The sequence below is a fragment of the Carboxylicivirga sediminis genome (assembly GCF_018156225.1).
Lineage (GTDB): Bacteria > Bacteroidota > Bacteroidia > Bacteroidales > Marinilabiliaceae > Carboxylicivirga > Carboxylicivirga sediminis.
Map to the genome: position 1 here is coordinate 109,837 of NZ_JAGTAR010000014.1, position 15,638 is coordinate 125,474.

Below are 15,638 nucleotides of genomic sequence, written 5' to 3' on the forward strand. Positions count from 1 at the left end.
CTTATTGTACTAATTGACCGGATAACTGTAACAAGTAGAATTCAGCTGTTTTGGCCTGAAATTGTGCATCGTTATAGTTAGCCGCTACTTTTAGCAGATTTTGCTGTGCCGTTCTGAACTCTATGGAAGTCACACGTCCCAGTTGAAACAATTCCTGTGTTTGTTCGAAATTAAGGCGTGCCTGTTCCAGACTGCTCTTTTGCAACTCAACAATTCTACGTTTGTAAATATAGTCAGTATAAGCATTCGAAGCATCACGCTCAATTTCTGATTTAACCTGATAGGTGCGTTCCTGTTGATTGATGAAATCCAGTTTGGCATTTTTTTCACGTGTTCGCTGCTGGCTACCATTGAACACATTAAACTTCAGCGATACACCGGCTGTTGTGCCAAGGTTTTGGTTATACAGCAACTGACCGGCATCATTATCCTGCCTGTAATAGCCATATTGTCCATAGGCCGATAGGGTTGGGTATTTGCCGGCATTGGCAATTTTCACATCAAACTCACTTATTTGTTCCTGCTGTTGTTGCGCTACCAGTCTGGCATTGTTCATCAGGGCACCTGCTACTACATTATCGGCCGTTAAATCATCGCGGTAGCTGATGGAATTATCAACTTCATAGGAGCTTTGTATGGGAATACCCAGAACCAGGTTGAGGTTTTTGAGGCTCTGAATAAAGGTCTGCTCGGTTTGCAGCACAGTTGTACTGTCATTATTCATGTCCACCTCGGCATTGAGCACGTCGAGTTGAGTGGCCTGGCCATATGCTTTTTGGTCAATGGCTTTTTGCCAACGCTCCCGTGAGATGCGCATCGATTCTTTGGCCAGATGCAGGTTTTGTTGTGAACGACATACCTGGTAATACTCCTGGGCTACCTGCACTATTGTGGCTTCGGTTTGCTGCCTGAAGATAGTTTCCTGTAAAGCATCGGCACTCTGTAATTTTTTATAAGTGTAAATATTGCCAAATCCATCAAACAGGGTGTAATCAATGCGAGCATTAGCATTGTAAGTGGTTGAGGCAGCATTGTCCTGCTCAATAATTACACTCGATGCAGAGCCGTCGCTTCCCTGGCTTAGCAGTTCCATCTCGGTATCTTTGTTGGAGTAGTCGGCCCCACCACTAAGACTCACTGAAGGCAGAAGCCCGGCATTACCAGCTGAGTTCAGGTTTTGAGCCTTTTGCAACTCGCCACTGGCTATTTTAATGTCGTAGTTGTTAACCATGGCAATTTCCACTGCTTTTTGCAGTGTCAGTTGCTCGCTGGAATCAGGTAATACCTCCTGCGAATTAGCGGACAGGCATATCCACGCTAGCAGAAGTGTTGAGATATATTTAGTTTTCATATTCTTCGATGTATTTCATTTCTTTAATTGCGGGTTCTAATTCTTCACGGGTAACTTCTCTACCGCGTAATTGTTGCCACTTTAGTTTGGTGCCATTGGCAATGAGCAGCATCACTGGTAACAGCACCAGAGTTGTAGTGGTGGCCATAGCCATACCATAACTCACCGAAATAGCCATAGGTATAAGGAAACGGGCCTGCATGCTCGTCTCCAGTAGCATAGGTGCCATGCCTGCAATAGTAGTCAAGGTGGTTAATAGGATTGGGCGGAAGCGGGAAATGGCTGCATCTAATAACGCTTTTTCGTATTTCATGCCTTCCTTGAGGTTAATGTTCAAGGCGTTAATTAGCACCAGTGAATCGTTGATCATTACCCCAATCAAGGCTATAACTCCCATGCCCGACATCAAACTTAATGACATGCCGTGTATCCAGTGTCCAATGATGACGCCTACTAAACTTAAAGGAATAATCATATAAACCAGTATGGATTGCGTGACAGAGCGAAGTGTCAGTATCACCACGCAGAACATCAGCAACAAAATAATTGGCATCACCTGTTGCATCGAGTTGGCTACTTTTCCACTTTCACGTTTCTGTCCTTCGTAATCGGCTTTTACACCCGGGTATTTCGCATAAATAGGTTGTAGAATTTCCTTCTCAATTTTTTTGATGACATCAGGTAAGGATGCGTTTGGATCCGACTGGTTGGCTTCAATCTGAACTTCGCGTTCAAAATCGAGGTGCTGAATATTAGAGAAGCCATTAACTGTTTTCAGAGTGACCAGTTCAGATAAAGGATAGGCAGTGCCATTGCTCAGCCTGATCTTCATGTCTTCCAGTTGACCAATTGAGCGGCGGTTATCTTCCGAATATTTCACCCACACTTTCACTTCGTCTTTTCCGCGCTGCAGGCGCTGTGCCTCATTGCCCCAAAAGGCTTCGCGCACTTGTCCGATAACATCCTGCAGACTGATGCCTAGGTGGTGTGCTTTCTCCTTCAGTTGCAACTCTACTTCACGATAACCAATAGGTGTGTTGTCCGAAACATCGGTGACCTCAGGCATTTCATTCAGTCCGCGCTTCAATTCTTCTTTGGCAGCGCGTAAAATATCGTTGTCATCTCCCAATAATGAGATAACCAATGCTTTGCCAAAGGGGTTAAATCCTTCGTAGAGTAATGCTTCGGCACCAGGTACATCGCCCACCTTTTCGCGCAGGCGCAATACCACATCGTCGGTAGTAGAGTTGCGCGATTCGCCATCCAGCAGGGTTATCTGAACAGTGGCTTTGCTACCCATGCCCTGAAACTGCTGAAAGGTTTGTTTGATGATGCTCTGGTTGTCGGGTTGCAGCGCGCGCATATCCTCGTTGACCTCCCATATGGCCTTGGTAATTTTATCAACCTGCTTTTGTGTAACCGTTTCATCAGTACCCGATGGCATGGTTAAGCTCACGGTGATGTTATCGCCATCCACCTGTGGAAAGAATGTGACATTGACCCAGCGGGCCGATACCATACCGATTGAAATAATAAACAAGGCTGTAAACACCGCAAAGGTGATGGTTTTGTATTGAATTGCTTTTTCTACCAATGGTTTATAGGTAATGTCACGCAATTTAAGCAGGCCTGTTTCGGCCCAGCCCATGTATTTTACCCATTGGCTTTTATAGCCTTTTTTAAGTGCTTTGGAGTGTGCCACGTGAGCCGGCAGAATAATTAATCCTTCAATAAGAGATACAAACAGGATGGCAATCACAACAATGGAAATCTCTTTAAACATATCACCCATGCGCCCGTCCAGGAAGATGAAAGCTGAAAAGGCCATCATGGTAGTTAGAACACCTGATACAACAGCAGGGGTTACTTCCAGTGTGCCATCCACGGCTGCTCGTATGGGTGTTTTTCCCATCTGCCAGTGGCGGTAGATGTTTTCGGCCACTACAATGGCATCGTCCACCAATATTCCGAGTACCAATATCAACCCGAATAGCGATAACATATTAATGGTAACGGGCGTGCCTGGTATGATAATAAACATCCCCAACATGGAAAAGGGGATACCAACCGCTACCCAAAAGGCTATACGCGGATTTAAGAACAAGGACAGGAATAGTAATACCAGAACAATACCGATAATACCATTCTTAACCAGCAGATTGATACGTTGGTTCAAGAGGTCGCTGGAATCACGAATAACGGTTGCTGTATATAGATCCTGACTGTTGTTGAATTCTTCAATGTATTCTTTAACAGCATCAGTAGCAGTAATCACATCTTCGCTAAAGGTGCTTTGTATGGTAATCACCACACTTTGCCTGGCATTGAAATACACTTCAGAAGGTGAATCGGCCCACTGGTCTTTTATGGTCGCTACATCCTTAAGACGGATGATGCCGCCTCCGGGTGTATTACGAATAACAATATCTTCCAGTCCTTCTCCTTCATACTCACGATTGCGAACACGAATAAACAGTTCCTCTTCGCCATCTTTAATACTACCGCCAGTCATCAGTAGGTTGGTTTTGGCTACGGCACGCGCAATCTCAGTAAACGTAATGTTGTAGGCTTCAAGCGCATCTTCTTTTAAGAGGATGGCAATTTCTTCGTCGGGATAGCCCCCAATGGAGATCTTTGAGATACCCTCTTTACGCAGAAGATCGTGTTCCATCTGCCGGGCAGTTGATTTGAGCTGCTTGAGGCTGGCATGCTTACCTTCGTTGGGTGTTATCACAAAGTTGATGGAGAAATTTACATCATCATGTTTGTATGTCACCACCGACTCGATACCTACCGGAAAGGAAGCAATGCGTTCCACCTCATTCTTTACCTTAATCAGTGCTTCGTCCATGTCGGTGCCCTTCAACATTTCAATGGTTACGGTGCCACTGTTTTCGCGCGATACAGAGGTGATGCGCTCCATCCCTTCAAGGCCTTTAACGTTTTCTTCTATTTTCAGAATTGCGCCTTCTTCCACCTCTTCGGGGGAAGCACCCGGATAAACAATATCCACATATATGTAACGCTGTGCGATATTGGGAAAAAAATTCTTTTGGATGCCAATTAATGAGAATGTGCCAAATAGCAGTACCATCACCATGATGAGGTTGACTGCCACCGGAAATTTCATAAAGTAGGCTATGAGGTTTTTCATGTGTATTAATTATTGGTCAGTAGTTAGTAGATATTCATTTGAGGTGTCTGTTGTGACTTTAAAACATCTATCAAGCTACTGATTGATTATTGTAAAATTAAGCGTATAAAGGGTGTTAGGAATCATTAATAACCGATTATGCTTACCGCTTATGTCTTGTTTAATCATTCACGCGCACTGGCATACCGTCATAGGCACTTTTTACTACCGTGGCCAGAACAGGGGTGCCAGCAGGTAGTCCTTTAACAATGGCATAATCACTCTGGCGGCTGACAACCTCTACTTCAATACTCCTCAGAGCATTATTTTCAACTATGAACAGGTGGTTGTTATCATCTACCATTTTGCGCGGAATCTTAATAGCGTTTTCCAATGGTTTCTGAGCTATCTCTGCATTTAGGTACATGCCTTCTTTCAACTCTGAGCCCTGGGTGCGTATAAATACTTTGACGCTTTGTGACTGCTCATCAATATCACCGCTGATACGCACTACTTTGCCAAGCCAGTTGCCTGCTATATCTGATGAACTAAGTTGAGCTTCAGTCCCTGCTTTTATCTGTTGCATACTGCCAAGCGGAATGGTTATCTCCAGGTCGTAATGGGCGGTGCTAATCATGGTACCCATTTCAGATCCTGGGCGAACAGCCTTGCCGGCTTCGGCTTTCACAGCCGTTACAACGCCTGTGAAGGGTGCGCGTATGATGTATTTAGACAGCTTTTCTTCAGCCGATTTTACCGAGTAATATTTACTTAGGATGCCTTTGCCCGAGAGGTAAAAATGTTCCTGTTCGCTTTGTGCTTTGGGCATTTCAGCCAGAGGGGCATTTACATCAATGGAAGAAACATACTTTCTCCAGAGAGGGTATGCATCCGGATAGTCTGATTTAAGGTCGGGCAGGATGGACGTGGCCAGGGTGATAAACTCACTTTTCTGTGCCAGCAGGTTCATGTAAAACTCCTGGTGATCAATTTCCAGCATTAGCTCGCCTTTTTGGTAGCTGTTACCTTCCTTAAAGGTACGTGCCGAAGCCAATAGCTGTCCCTCTACCTGGGCAACAATTTCAAAGCGGTCAACAGCCCGTAGCTTGCCTGTGCCTTTGTAGTATTGTTCAATGGTTTCTGGCTGAGGGTACATCACGTTAACCAGCATGCCCGCATTTTCACTGATGGCTTTCGTTTTACTGTCTTTGGATGATGTAATGGCCTTTACAAATACAATTGCTACTACAATAATTACGATAGCAATAACCAGAGACACTCCTTTTTTCTTCATAACTGTGATTGTATTTTAAGTTGGTTTTTTACGTTTCAACCATGCAAAGATGAGGTATCTTTATAATAGTGTTTATCATTATAACAATGAATGAAGAAAAATGATGAATGAAACCGGAATATAGGGTATGATCTAAAATTAGTTCTTGGAACAGTTTTTGAATAACTTAACTTTGTGTGACCCGGTCAAGGGTCATTGCTAACCATCAAAAGCAAAGCTATGAAACGACTATTATTGTTATTGTGTGTGCTTACAGGCTTACTGTTTGTGGCAGAGGGACAGATTGATAAAGAAGATCCGTTTAAGAAAATGGATGACAAGTATAACGCCCGCCTTAATCAGATGAATCAGGATTATGAAGCTACGCTCAAACGCATGCAGGAGGAGTACGATGCCCACCTGAAGCAGATGAATGTGGCTTTTAAGCGTTATCTGCGAAAAGGTTTTGAGGAGGTAGTGCAAACCCCACCAGAGGTAAAACCTGTGGAGGTGCCCAAGCCCATAGAGCAGCCCAAATATGAACCCGATGTGGCGGAAGTGAAGCCGGCTGATAAGCTGGAGCCGGTAGTTGCCCCACCGCCGGTGAAACCGGAAGTGGTAATTGCCGAAGCGGCTGCCTATTCCATCAGTCCGATTTATCGCATACCCGAAGGCACCGAGCCATACTCTAGTAATATTAGCGTTGATTTTTTTGGTAGTATTGCGCCCCTGGTTATTGATAAGCGCATGCGCAACTTATCTCTTTCGTCGGTGAAACCTAACGCTTTTGCCGCATACTGGGATGATTTTACAGCGACCTACTACCAGGTGTACATCGAATCATTGGTGAACTACGCCGAAGAGAAGAACCTGAATGACTGGGGGATCTATCAGCTGGTTGATAAGACTGCAGCTCAAATATATTCATCTGCCAATAGCCGGGTGATGTGGAGCTGGGCCATGCTTAACCAGGCTGGTTATCAGGCTAAAATTGGCTATTCAGGTTCCTCAGTGTATCTGTTATTGCCGTTTATGCAGGAGGTGTATGAAAAACCCTATTACAGCATTGATGGCAGCAACTTTTACCTGATGAGCAACAAAAAGGGCATTAGTAATATGATGACCTACACTGAAAACTTTGGAGGTGCTAGCAAAAAGATTGATCTGCACTTGCCTTTTGCCCTCAACTACACCAATGAATCCAATACAGTGGTGCGAAAGACTACACTGCCCAATGAGACTGAGCCCTTGCAGTTGAAGATGGATAAAACCGTAATGGCTTTTCTGAACAGCTATCCTCAAACAGTGAATACGGTGTATTTGAACGCTGCCATGTCTGCATCGGTAAAGGAGACGCTGTATGATTATATGGCGCCACGCCTGCAAGGCAAGAACGAGACACAGGCAGTTACCTATCTGCTCAACTACCTGCATTCGTTCGAATATAAAACCGACCGGGATCAGTTTAACCGGGAGAAAATGTTTTTCCCTGATGAGCTGTTTTATTATCCATACTCCGACTGTGAAGATCGCGCCGTGCTGTTTACCCGTTTGGTAAATGAGCTCTTGGGACTCGATGCCGTAGCATTAACCTATTTCAGCCATATGGCAGCAGCCGTCGCCTTCAGTGAACCAGTAGAAGGCTATTCTATATTAGTGGACGGCCGCCGTTATACCATTACTGATCCAACCTATATCAATGCACCTATTGGCTCGGTAATGCCTGAGTATGAAAAGTACACGCCGCTGGCCATTAAAATAAATAATGATAGCAGACTGAATAATATCTGGCAGATGATTGCCCGTTCGGTGGAGCAAGGCAATGAAGGCAATATTTTTATAGCGGATCGTACAGTGGCTGAGAATGGTAAGTTCATGGTGTCGGGGTGGTTCAGTAATACGGTAACCGTTGGTAATCGCGATTATGCAGCTTATGGTGGTACCCGCGACCTGTGGTTTGCCACCTTCGATCAGGGTGGTTCACTCGAATGGTTTCAGCCGGTGGGTTGCACGGATAACCTTTTTACCCAGGCTTTTAACGTAGGCAAGGAGGGCAACGTATATGCCTTGATTAACTACACAGGTTCGGTTAATATCAACCGGCGCGAGGTGGCTCGCAGCGACAAAGCAGCGCATCTGATTCTGGGCTTGTCCAATCGGGCACAACCCATCCTGAGCGAAAACCTCACCTTTGAAGCGCCTGAGGGTAAGAAGCTGGCCTTCTATGGTAAGTACAAAGCCGATGGTACCAAAATTGACCTGCTGTCATTTCCGACCGATAAAGTGAATTTTGAACCAAAAATAACGGTTGACTCGCGTAATGAAGTGGTCGTACGTGGTGTGGTTGGCGAGATTGAGGGACTCACTAAGGATGTGCCTATCATGTTGTCGAGTGCCACTTTTAGTGCCGAAGACCAGATAGAAAGCTACATGAACAATTACAGCCAGCAGGATGTAAACAGGCACATGGTGGCATTGTTCTCTACCTTGCAATTATTGTCGCAAAACGGCGGGCGCATATCGGGCATCACCGTGCGCAACCTGATGAATAAGCACAATCCCGAGTTTTATAAGAATAACCCGGATGTGTATAAAAGCCTCCTGAGTATGCAGTTTGTAATTAACGATGGAGGCGTTGTGAAGGTAGAAACCTACAAAGGGCGTAATGTGTCGCTGTTCTCCATGAAGATTAAAAATAATAGTAACCTGCAAATTACCAGGCCGGAAGATAACGCTTACCTGGTGAAGTGTCTGAATGGGGTGCAGGTTGGTAAAGCTATTGTGTGGTACGATTTAAACTCTATTGCATTAGCACCTAACGGTGAAATGGTGTTCGACTACGATACCGATCATACTAAACGCACTGTAAGCATCGATGAGATAATTAATTAAGAACTTGTTGTTGCATTATAACAACCAGACTTCAAGATTTTAGCTTGAACTGACTGCCCCAGTCGGTATAGTGCAATATTATAAACCCACACAAACCTTCCCCCTATACCAAGGGGGAAGGTTTGTGTGGGTTTATAATATTTTAATAACTAGGGGCATTGCCTTGTAGTTAGGTGAATGTTTCAGCGAAGGCGGCCAACAGGTCGCCTTTGTTGTATCTACCATTGCTGTTCGCAAACTCGTTTAAATGCCAACTATTTCAACGTTGTCTGCCCATTGAAAAGGGTGTATTATGCTATTTTTTTTATTCCCATGTAAAGCATGTGTTCGGTGAGAATACTGTATGGATAAATCGATTAATATTGATGATTGAAAATCGATTATCAGTCTTGGTTCAACAGCCGATTTATCATCAGAAAAGCCGAATTGTTCTTATTAATCTGTGGAACTAATTAGGTTAAAGAGAGTTGGGTGTTGGTGTAATTAAATGCTTACTATTTGTTAACTATTTATCAATAGAAAGAAATAGTAATATGTATATTTGTAATAATAACAATCTGTCTATTTAAAAAATCTTTATTACAACATCTAACACAAAGTATCATGAATGTATACTTGGAATACTTGATCTTGTTGACTGGTAGTTCGCTGCTGTATTTGCCTGTGGTATACTACATTGGTAAAAACTCCATTGTTTGGAAAGTGGCAATGTTCTTTTTACCCAGTCTGGCCATATTGGCCTTAACAGCGTTTTCCTTTGGGGTATCGCATAATTACTGGCTGTTTGTGCCGGCGCTTGGTGCCTTGTTTGCAACGGTTTATGTATTGCAAAAGGTCGTTAAAAAGCCAATCAGAGAATTACAGGCCGTCATTTCAAAGTTGGAAGAAGGTGATTTGACTCAGGGAAAGGAGCTCAGGTTAGCCAAAGAAAACAATGAATTTGGTGTAATTAGTCGTGATTTGCAAAATATGTCTGCTAAAATTTCGGAGATGATTCGCAATATGAAAATGGTTTCTGAAGAAATTGTGATACATGGCAATCAGCTGTCCAGCTCGGCAAATCACTTAAGCACGGCTGCCAACACACAAGCGGTAAATATTGAGGAGATAAGTGCCAGTATAGAAGAGGTTAATAGCAATGTGCAGCAGAGTTCATACAATGCCAATAGTGCCGGTATCATCTCACAAAATGCAGAAAAAGGAATTAGAAATGTGGCTGATAACTCAGAGCTGGCCAACACCGCCATGCAGAAAATTAACAAGGAAGCCATGTCCATCAATGAGATTGCCCTCAATACTAAAATACTGGCCTTAAATGCGGCCATTGAGGCTGCTAAAGCCAGTGAGCATGGGAGAGGTTTTGCCATTGTGGCACGCGAAGTTAAGAAGCTGGCTGAGAGTACTGAAATGATTGCGGAAACCATTACCAAAGAGGCTTCAATGACTGTGTCACTCACCAGTGAATCGAATCGCTATGTGGCTGATACTGTGCCTGAAGTGCAAAAGACTATGACCATGGTGAGCGAAATTGCCAATAGCTCGCTGGAGCAAACAAAGGCCATGGAACAAATATCACTCTCTATGCAGCAGCTCAATGAGATAACCCAGGAGAACAGCGCCAGTAGCGAAGAGTTAAGTGCCAGTGCTACGCGTTTATTTGAGCAGGCCAATGAACTGAATAAGCACATAAATGCGTTTAAAGTGTAATTGGGTATAAGAGTAGTGAAATAAACAATAAAATATCAATGTACAGAAAGCCACTCCTTTAGGGGGTGGCTTTTTTTATGATCCGTCTAGAAAATTATGATAATATTGCTCGCGTGTAAAATACCGAATATACTCTGTGGATTGGAGTATTTATAAATGTCAAATTTGCCAAAAGATAGATGAGAAATGTTAGATGTAATTGGGGATAATATCAGACAAAAAAGAAAGGAAAGAGGATACTCCCAGGAAAAACTAGCTTTTAAAGCGGGAATAGACAGGTCATACATGGGGTATATTGAAAACGGGAAATACAATATAACCATATTAAAATTGGCACAAATAGCTAGAGCCTTGGATGTGAGTATCTCAGATCTTATTTATTAACTTAAGGTTTTAGGATTGATGAAAGATTTGAATCAATTGATTGAAGTCACGTATCCTTACAATTCGTTGAAGGATATTCACACGGAAGACAGAACTGTTACAGCTACATTTGAGCAGGAGCTATTTGACAATAGCCAGATTGCAGGTATAACCCTCGCTGAAGCAGGTCGGCACATTGCTATCTTAGGCAGTTTGGCAGTGGCCAATATTAATCCCGTGAAAAACAAACATTTCTATCTGGCTAGTAAAGCCACGTTAAAGCGGGTGCACGATAGGCCTTGCGAAGATGTATTGTATAAAGGGGTTATGACCGCTAAGGAGTTTAACCGGAAGAACGGGCTGGCCGAAGGGGCTATCTACGACCAGCAAGGTGAAGTGCTGTATACCGCCACGGTGCAGTATTCGGTGTTAACGGTGCAGCTATTCGAGCGTTTTTTCGCAAAATACAAGTCGGCAACATTTAAATCAGAAGGGTTTAGCCCTTATGGCGATGTGGTGAACCTATACGATATGAACCTGTGTGTTGATAGCAGCTCGGCCTCTTTGGGGGAGGTAAAGCCAGAATGGTGCCTCGGACATTTCGACCACTACCCGGCCTTGCCGGTGGCCCAAATTAGCCAGGGTTTAATGAATTTGGCAGCGGCCCAAAATAAGTTAATTAGCAACAAAGACAAGAAGTACTGCATCAAGGAGGTGAATATGGATGCAGAGTCCTTCATTTTTGCCGGACAAAAGTTGAGTTTTAGCAGTGATTACAATAATGCGCAGAATTGTTTCGACACCAAAGCCTATACAGAAGAGGTACAGGATGCCGTGTCGTTAAAATGCTGGATATATTAATTTTAAGGCATGTGATGTGTTTTTAGCGAGAATAAGCTGAGCAGGCTCCTTGAATACAGCTCAGCTTGGTAAAGCACATCTTTTCATTAACCGCCCAAATCCAATGCTGCCCGGCGAGCTCCCTAATGCGCGCTTTCGTTTTCCAGGTGCATATATCGTAAGGTGGCAGCGGATGAATCGCATCTTTATTATTCTAAAGGTAATAAAGGTGCGATTCGCATATATATGCCTTTATAGCTCTTGCATCACCAGGTAAACGGTATACGTCAGGTAAAAACCAAATAGTATAGCAGCCTCCCACCTATCCAGCTGCTTCCGCTTGCCGGTGAGCATTGAGGTAAACAAGAAGATGGTTCCACCTATCAGTATTAACACATCCATGTTAAACTTCGGATTATACTCAATAGGCTGTATAATGCTGCTGATGGATAAAATCAATAGCACATTAAAGATGTTGGAGCCAATAACATTGCCTATGGCTATGTCGCTGTTCTTTTTGCTGGCAGCTACTATGGAGGTGACCAGCTCGGGCAGTGAGGTGCCGGCAGCCACAATGGTGAGCCCAATAATCTTTTCACTCACACCCAATGTATGGGCAATACTCACACTGTTGGTAACCACCAGCTGACCGCCCACTATGAGCCCTGCGAACCCAATGATAATGAGCCCCCATATTTTTAAGTTCGATTGGTGGGTGTCTGACGAGGCTGTTGGCACCTCATGCTTCATCTGATGAAACACATAGTACAAGAAGCCGCCAAACAACACCAGCATGATTAAGCCATCTAGTCGGCTGGAATAGCTGGGTGCTGCAAACAGAAAATCGTTGAGCAGGAACAATAGCAGAATGGAGATAAACAATGAAATGGGTATTTCTCTCCAGGCTGTAGACGATTGCACGCGTATCGGATATATAAGCCCCGATAGCCCAAGGATAAGGAATAAATTAAAATTGTTGCTGCCCAGTATGTTGCCCAATACAATATCCGAATAGCCTTTGAACGAAGCAAAGCTGTTCACCACCAGTTCGGGGGCCGAAGTGCCAAAGGCCACAATGGTGAGGCCAATCACCAAATCCGATACTTTGTGTTTGCGTGCCAATGCCGAAGCTCCATCCACCAGCCAGTTGGCCCCAAATATCAAGGCAGCAAAGCCCACAACAACCAATAAAACAGGAAGAATCATACCAGCAATTTTTTTTCAAATGTAATCGAATTCACGATTAGCTGCTTAAACTTTAACTGATTTAACGGCTGGCATGGGCTTGTTTTTCTATATACTAGTAAATGCGTTGAGAAATTAATCAGAAAATGCGTTAAGAAAGCCAAGCTGTTGGCCACAGAAAGAAGGTGTTTCTTTGTTATAATGTTGTACAGACAGACTGTATTACTGTATCGTCTTCATTTCGTTATAAACCTGTTTTTTAAACACGAAATAAAAGATAAAGTAAAGCGGCGCACCCAGTATGTAATACATAATGGTGCCGTTGGTGTTGTAATTGTTCCCAATGAGCTTGTAAAGCCTGTTGTGGTCGAGCAATGATTTTATAATGAAAACAAAGTAGATGATTAACGATAGCCATGAACCAATGACAACCAAAGTGAGGATGGAAGGAGCTATTTCGGCGATAAACCCGGGAACCAGGTTGAGTGCAACAACTGCACAATAGGCTATCAGGGCCAGTTTTGAAGAGCGGAAGAATGAATCGAAATACCTGTTGGCTTCCTCAAATCGAGTATTCTCGAAGTTACCAGTCATTTTAAGGTCCTGGGTGCTAATGCCCCGTTCCTCGAGTATGGTGATAGCGGCCTGGCGTATTTCAAGGTCATAGCCATATTGCTTGTAGTTCTTAACAACATCCATCAGTTTGCTGTTATCCAGTGTTTTTAAAGTATCAATGCTGCCTGGCATGGTTTTGTAGATTTTTTGCGTTAGACGATAATGATGATATAAGTGTATTAGTTTTTTTTGCTGCTGATGCATGCTATAAGAGAGCCGAATCTTGGAATAAATTATGCTTTCCCTTGAGCATCTGCTCTAACTCCCTCACTCTCTTTTCCAGGCCATAAAATACACATTGCCACTGCATAAAAAGCCATCCAGTGACCTGAAAATCCACGTATCGTATTGGCTTCCATCTTAAAGTATTCCGCTTCTGTTAGCTCGCGGATGATTTCACCATGATTATGCAACACATATTTTCCATCTATAATATCAGGCGTTCCAGCCATGCTGGCTTGCATAAATAGTATGAAGTTGATGGCCATGTAGACAAAGAAGAAGGCAGAAATAGCTACCACTGCTGGGGGAGTACTTTTAAACAGGATGCCATAAAACTGCTTTGGCGTCATATTGGGTTTAAAACCTTTCTGTTGTAACTCCGGATGCTTTTTAAGAGTGAGTATGGCCGGCAGCCACACAACAAATACCCCGGCGTGTAATGCCCACACATAAGGTACTGTGTCGCCAATATAAATGCCGAGCAAAGAAATAACATGAACAATTAGTCCAAGTACCAGGCCTAGTGCGGCCATATAGAAGAAGATTTTTTTCATCGTTTTAATGTTTGCTTGAGTTTGTTTTGGGTGGGGTGAGTTTGCAAATTAAATTGAAGTAACAATGCCCTTAATGTATTTTAGTAGATGTTCTTTACCAATTATCTTCTTCGACTGATTGAAGGTTTGATTTAAAATCTGAAATTAATGCTCTAATATTATTATCAATTACTTTCCCAGCATAATCTTTGAATAATTCCGTTTGATTCTTTCCTATGCCGACTATATCTGAGGTTTCCAAATTCGTGCTAATCTCTCGGTAGCCATATGTATCTCTAGTGAAGTATAATGAGAAGTTCTTTATTTCATATTTCAATCTCCCTTCCTTGCAAAAAACTACGAACTTAAAATTTAAGTGTCCTCTTTCTAATTTGAGCTTATACTTTGTTTTGTTCATTTCTGGATCTAGGTATAATTCAATATTTCCGGTACCAATAATTTGGTCAGAGGTTGTACCATCAAGCTCTACCATGTTGTCACCAGATTTTAAAGTTGAAACAACCCATAACTTAGCCTTCTGGTAAATCTCGTTTTTTGAAATATTTTCAAGTTGAATAACGTCGATATATTCAATTCTTCCGGTTTCTTCATTAATTGGTAATTGTGCAGTTACACTTTTAAAAAAACCTAATGCAAATAGCAAGGAAATTAGTTTTATCTTCATATGGAATTTTGTTAATGATATTCTTTTATTCTTTCTATGTTTTTCTCAAAACTTTTCAGATAAGCACTATTAGGATAGTCTAACTTATAATTGTTAAGTATTTCAATAAATCCAATTGTCTTTTCATTTTTATAAGGTGAAATGATTTGGCATTCCTTGTCGGTAATTCAATGAAATCGAGACGTTCAGATTCTGATTTTCAAACTGTCAGAATGCTTAGTTATTAGGACTGGTTATTTTAATTTATAAAGTATTTAATTCGATTAAACGTCTTTTCATGGTTGTGTGAATTTCGAATTTCATTGATAAGTTCTGTGGCTTCAGCATCAGAACTGAAACCAGTATGAGTTAGCTTTAAGGTTTTATTTTCTTTTAAATATGCTTCGATTTCATGAATCAGTAATGCTTTGCAATCATCAGCTTTATAATAATTAATCCCCAAATAGTCTTCATAGGTTTTAGTCGCTTTGTAATAACACAACTGTTGATTGAGAAAATAAAGTTCTTCAACGTAATTCGTACTTATGGTTTTACGGCTATTTAAAAATTTCCTGGTCCCAATGAAAACACTGATGATATTAGTGTCATTCACTAAATAAGATTCTGCAAATCCTCCTTTCACGTTCTTAGGTCCAAAAAGTAGAAATTTTCTGTGTTTCGAATTGATGCTTCCATCAAGGTTTATTTCTTTAAATTCCTCACTGTAATCAGTAACTTTTGCGATATACTTCTTAATAATACTTATTTCAGTGGACTCCTGTCCAAATGTCAAACTATTGGAGAATAAAAAGATAACCAGGATTAAACCTTTTATGTAGTATTCCTTCATTTTTTGAAAT

General features: G+C 42.3%; 12 protein-coding genes. 4 read left to right on the forward strand and 8 right to left on the reverse strand.

All coding sequences use genetic code 11. From position 1 onward, the window contains the following. Position 1 precedes the first annotated feature (1 nt). The 3 genes from KDU71_RS10635 to KDU71_RS10645 all read right to left on the reverse strand — a co-directional run bounded on the left by KDU71_RS10635 (position 2) and on the right by KDU71_RS10645 (position 5,778). On the reverse strand, positions 2–1,351 hold the full coding sequence (locus KDU71_RS10635) for a TolC family protein (protein ID WP_212190637.1): 1,350 nt from the start codon (positions 1,349–1,351) through the stop codon (positions 2–4). After that, positions 1,341–4,505, reverse strand: a complete 3,165-nt coding sequence (locus tag KDU71_RS10640) for an efflux RND transporter permease subunit (RefSeq protein WP_212190639.1) — start codon at positions 4,503–4,505, stop codon at positions 1,341–1,343. Before KDU71_RS10640 ends, KDU71_RS10635 begins: the two co-directional genes overlap by 11 nt. Positions 4,506–4,665: 160 nt before the next feature. Continuing rightward, positions 4,666–5,778, reverse strand: a complete 1,113-nt coding sequence (locus KDU71_RS10645) for an efflux RND transporter periplasmic adaptor subunit (protein WP_212190641.1) — start codon at positions 5,776–5,778, stop codon at positions 4,666–4,668. Positions 5,779–5,997: 219 nt separating this feature from the next. Here KDU71_RS10645 and KDU71_RS10650 point away from each other — a divergent pair, with 219 nt between their 5' ends. From KDU71_RS10650 to KDU71_RS10665, 4 genes are all read left to right on the forward strand, one after another. Beyond that, positions 5,998–8,649 (forward strand): hypothetical protein, encoded by a 2,652-nt coding sequence (locus KDU71_RS10650; RefSeq protein WP_212190642.1) that lies wholly within the window; start codon positions 5,998–6,000, stop codon positions 8,647–8,649. A 603-nt stretch (positions 8,650–9,252) separates the two neighbouring features. Beyond that, the gene (locus KDU71_RS10655; RefSeq protein ID WP_212190643.1) at positions 9,253–10,356 is read left to right on the forward strand and encodes a methyl-accepting chemotaxis protein; all 1,104 of its coding nucleotides are present in this window, start codon (positions 9,253–9,255) and stop codon (positions 10,354–10,356) included. 186 nt (positions 10,357–10,542) lie between these two features. Beyond that, a complete protein-coding gene (locus KDU71_RS10660) occupies positions 10,543–10,740 on the forward strand; it encodes a helix-turn-helix domain-containing protein (protein WP_212190644.1) in 198 nt (65 codons plus the stop codon). 18 nt (positions 10,741–10,758) lie between these two features. Next, on the forward strand, positions 10,759–11,580 hold the full coding sequence (locus KDU71_RS10665) for a hypothetical protein (protein ID WP_212190645.1): 822 nt from the start codon (positions 10,759–10,761) through the stop codon (positions 11,578–11,580). Positions 11,581–11,811: 231 nt separating this feature from the next. On the opposite strand, the gene KDU71_RS10670 is transcribed toward KDU71_RS10665, so the two are convergent. The 5 genes from KDU71_RS10670 to KDU71_RS10690 form a co-directional block, all read right to left on the reverse strand. Beyond that, a complete protein-coding gene (locus tag KDU71_RS10670; RefSeq protein WP_212190651.1) occupies positions 11,812–12,765 on the reverse strand; it encodes a calcium/sodium antiporter in 954 nt (317 codons plus the stop codon). A 201-nt stretch (positions 12,766–12,966) separates the two neighbouring features. Then, complete coding sequence (locus KDU71_RS10675; protein WP_212190653.1) at positions 12,967–13,491, reverse strand: hypothetical protein; 525 nt, start codon at positions 13,489–13,491, stop codon at positions 12,967–12,969. A 101-nt stretch (positions 13,492–13,592) separates the two neighbouring features. After that, the gene (locus KDU71_RS10680; protein ID WP_212190655.1) at positions 13,593–14,135 is read right to left on the reverse strand and encodes a hypothetical protein; all 543 of its coding nucleotides are present in this window, start codon (positions 14,133–14,135) and stop codon (positions 13,593–13,595) included. A gap of 94 nt (positions 14,136–14,229) precedes the next feature. Then, entirely contained in the window at positions 14,230–14,799 is a 570-nt protein-coding gene (locus KDU71_RS10685; RefSeq protein WP_212190656.1) for a DUF4468 domain-containing protein, read from the reverse strand. Between the two features lie 238 nt (positions 14,800–15,037). Then, a complete protein-coding gene (locus KDU71_RS10690) occupies positions 15,038–15,628 on the reverse strand; it encodes a hypothetical protein (RefSeq protein WP_212190657.1) in 591 nt (196 codons plus the stop codon). Between the last annotated feature and the right edge of the window lie 10 nt (positions 15,629–15,638).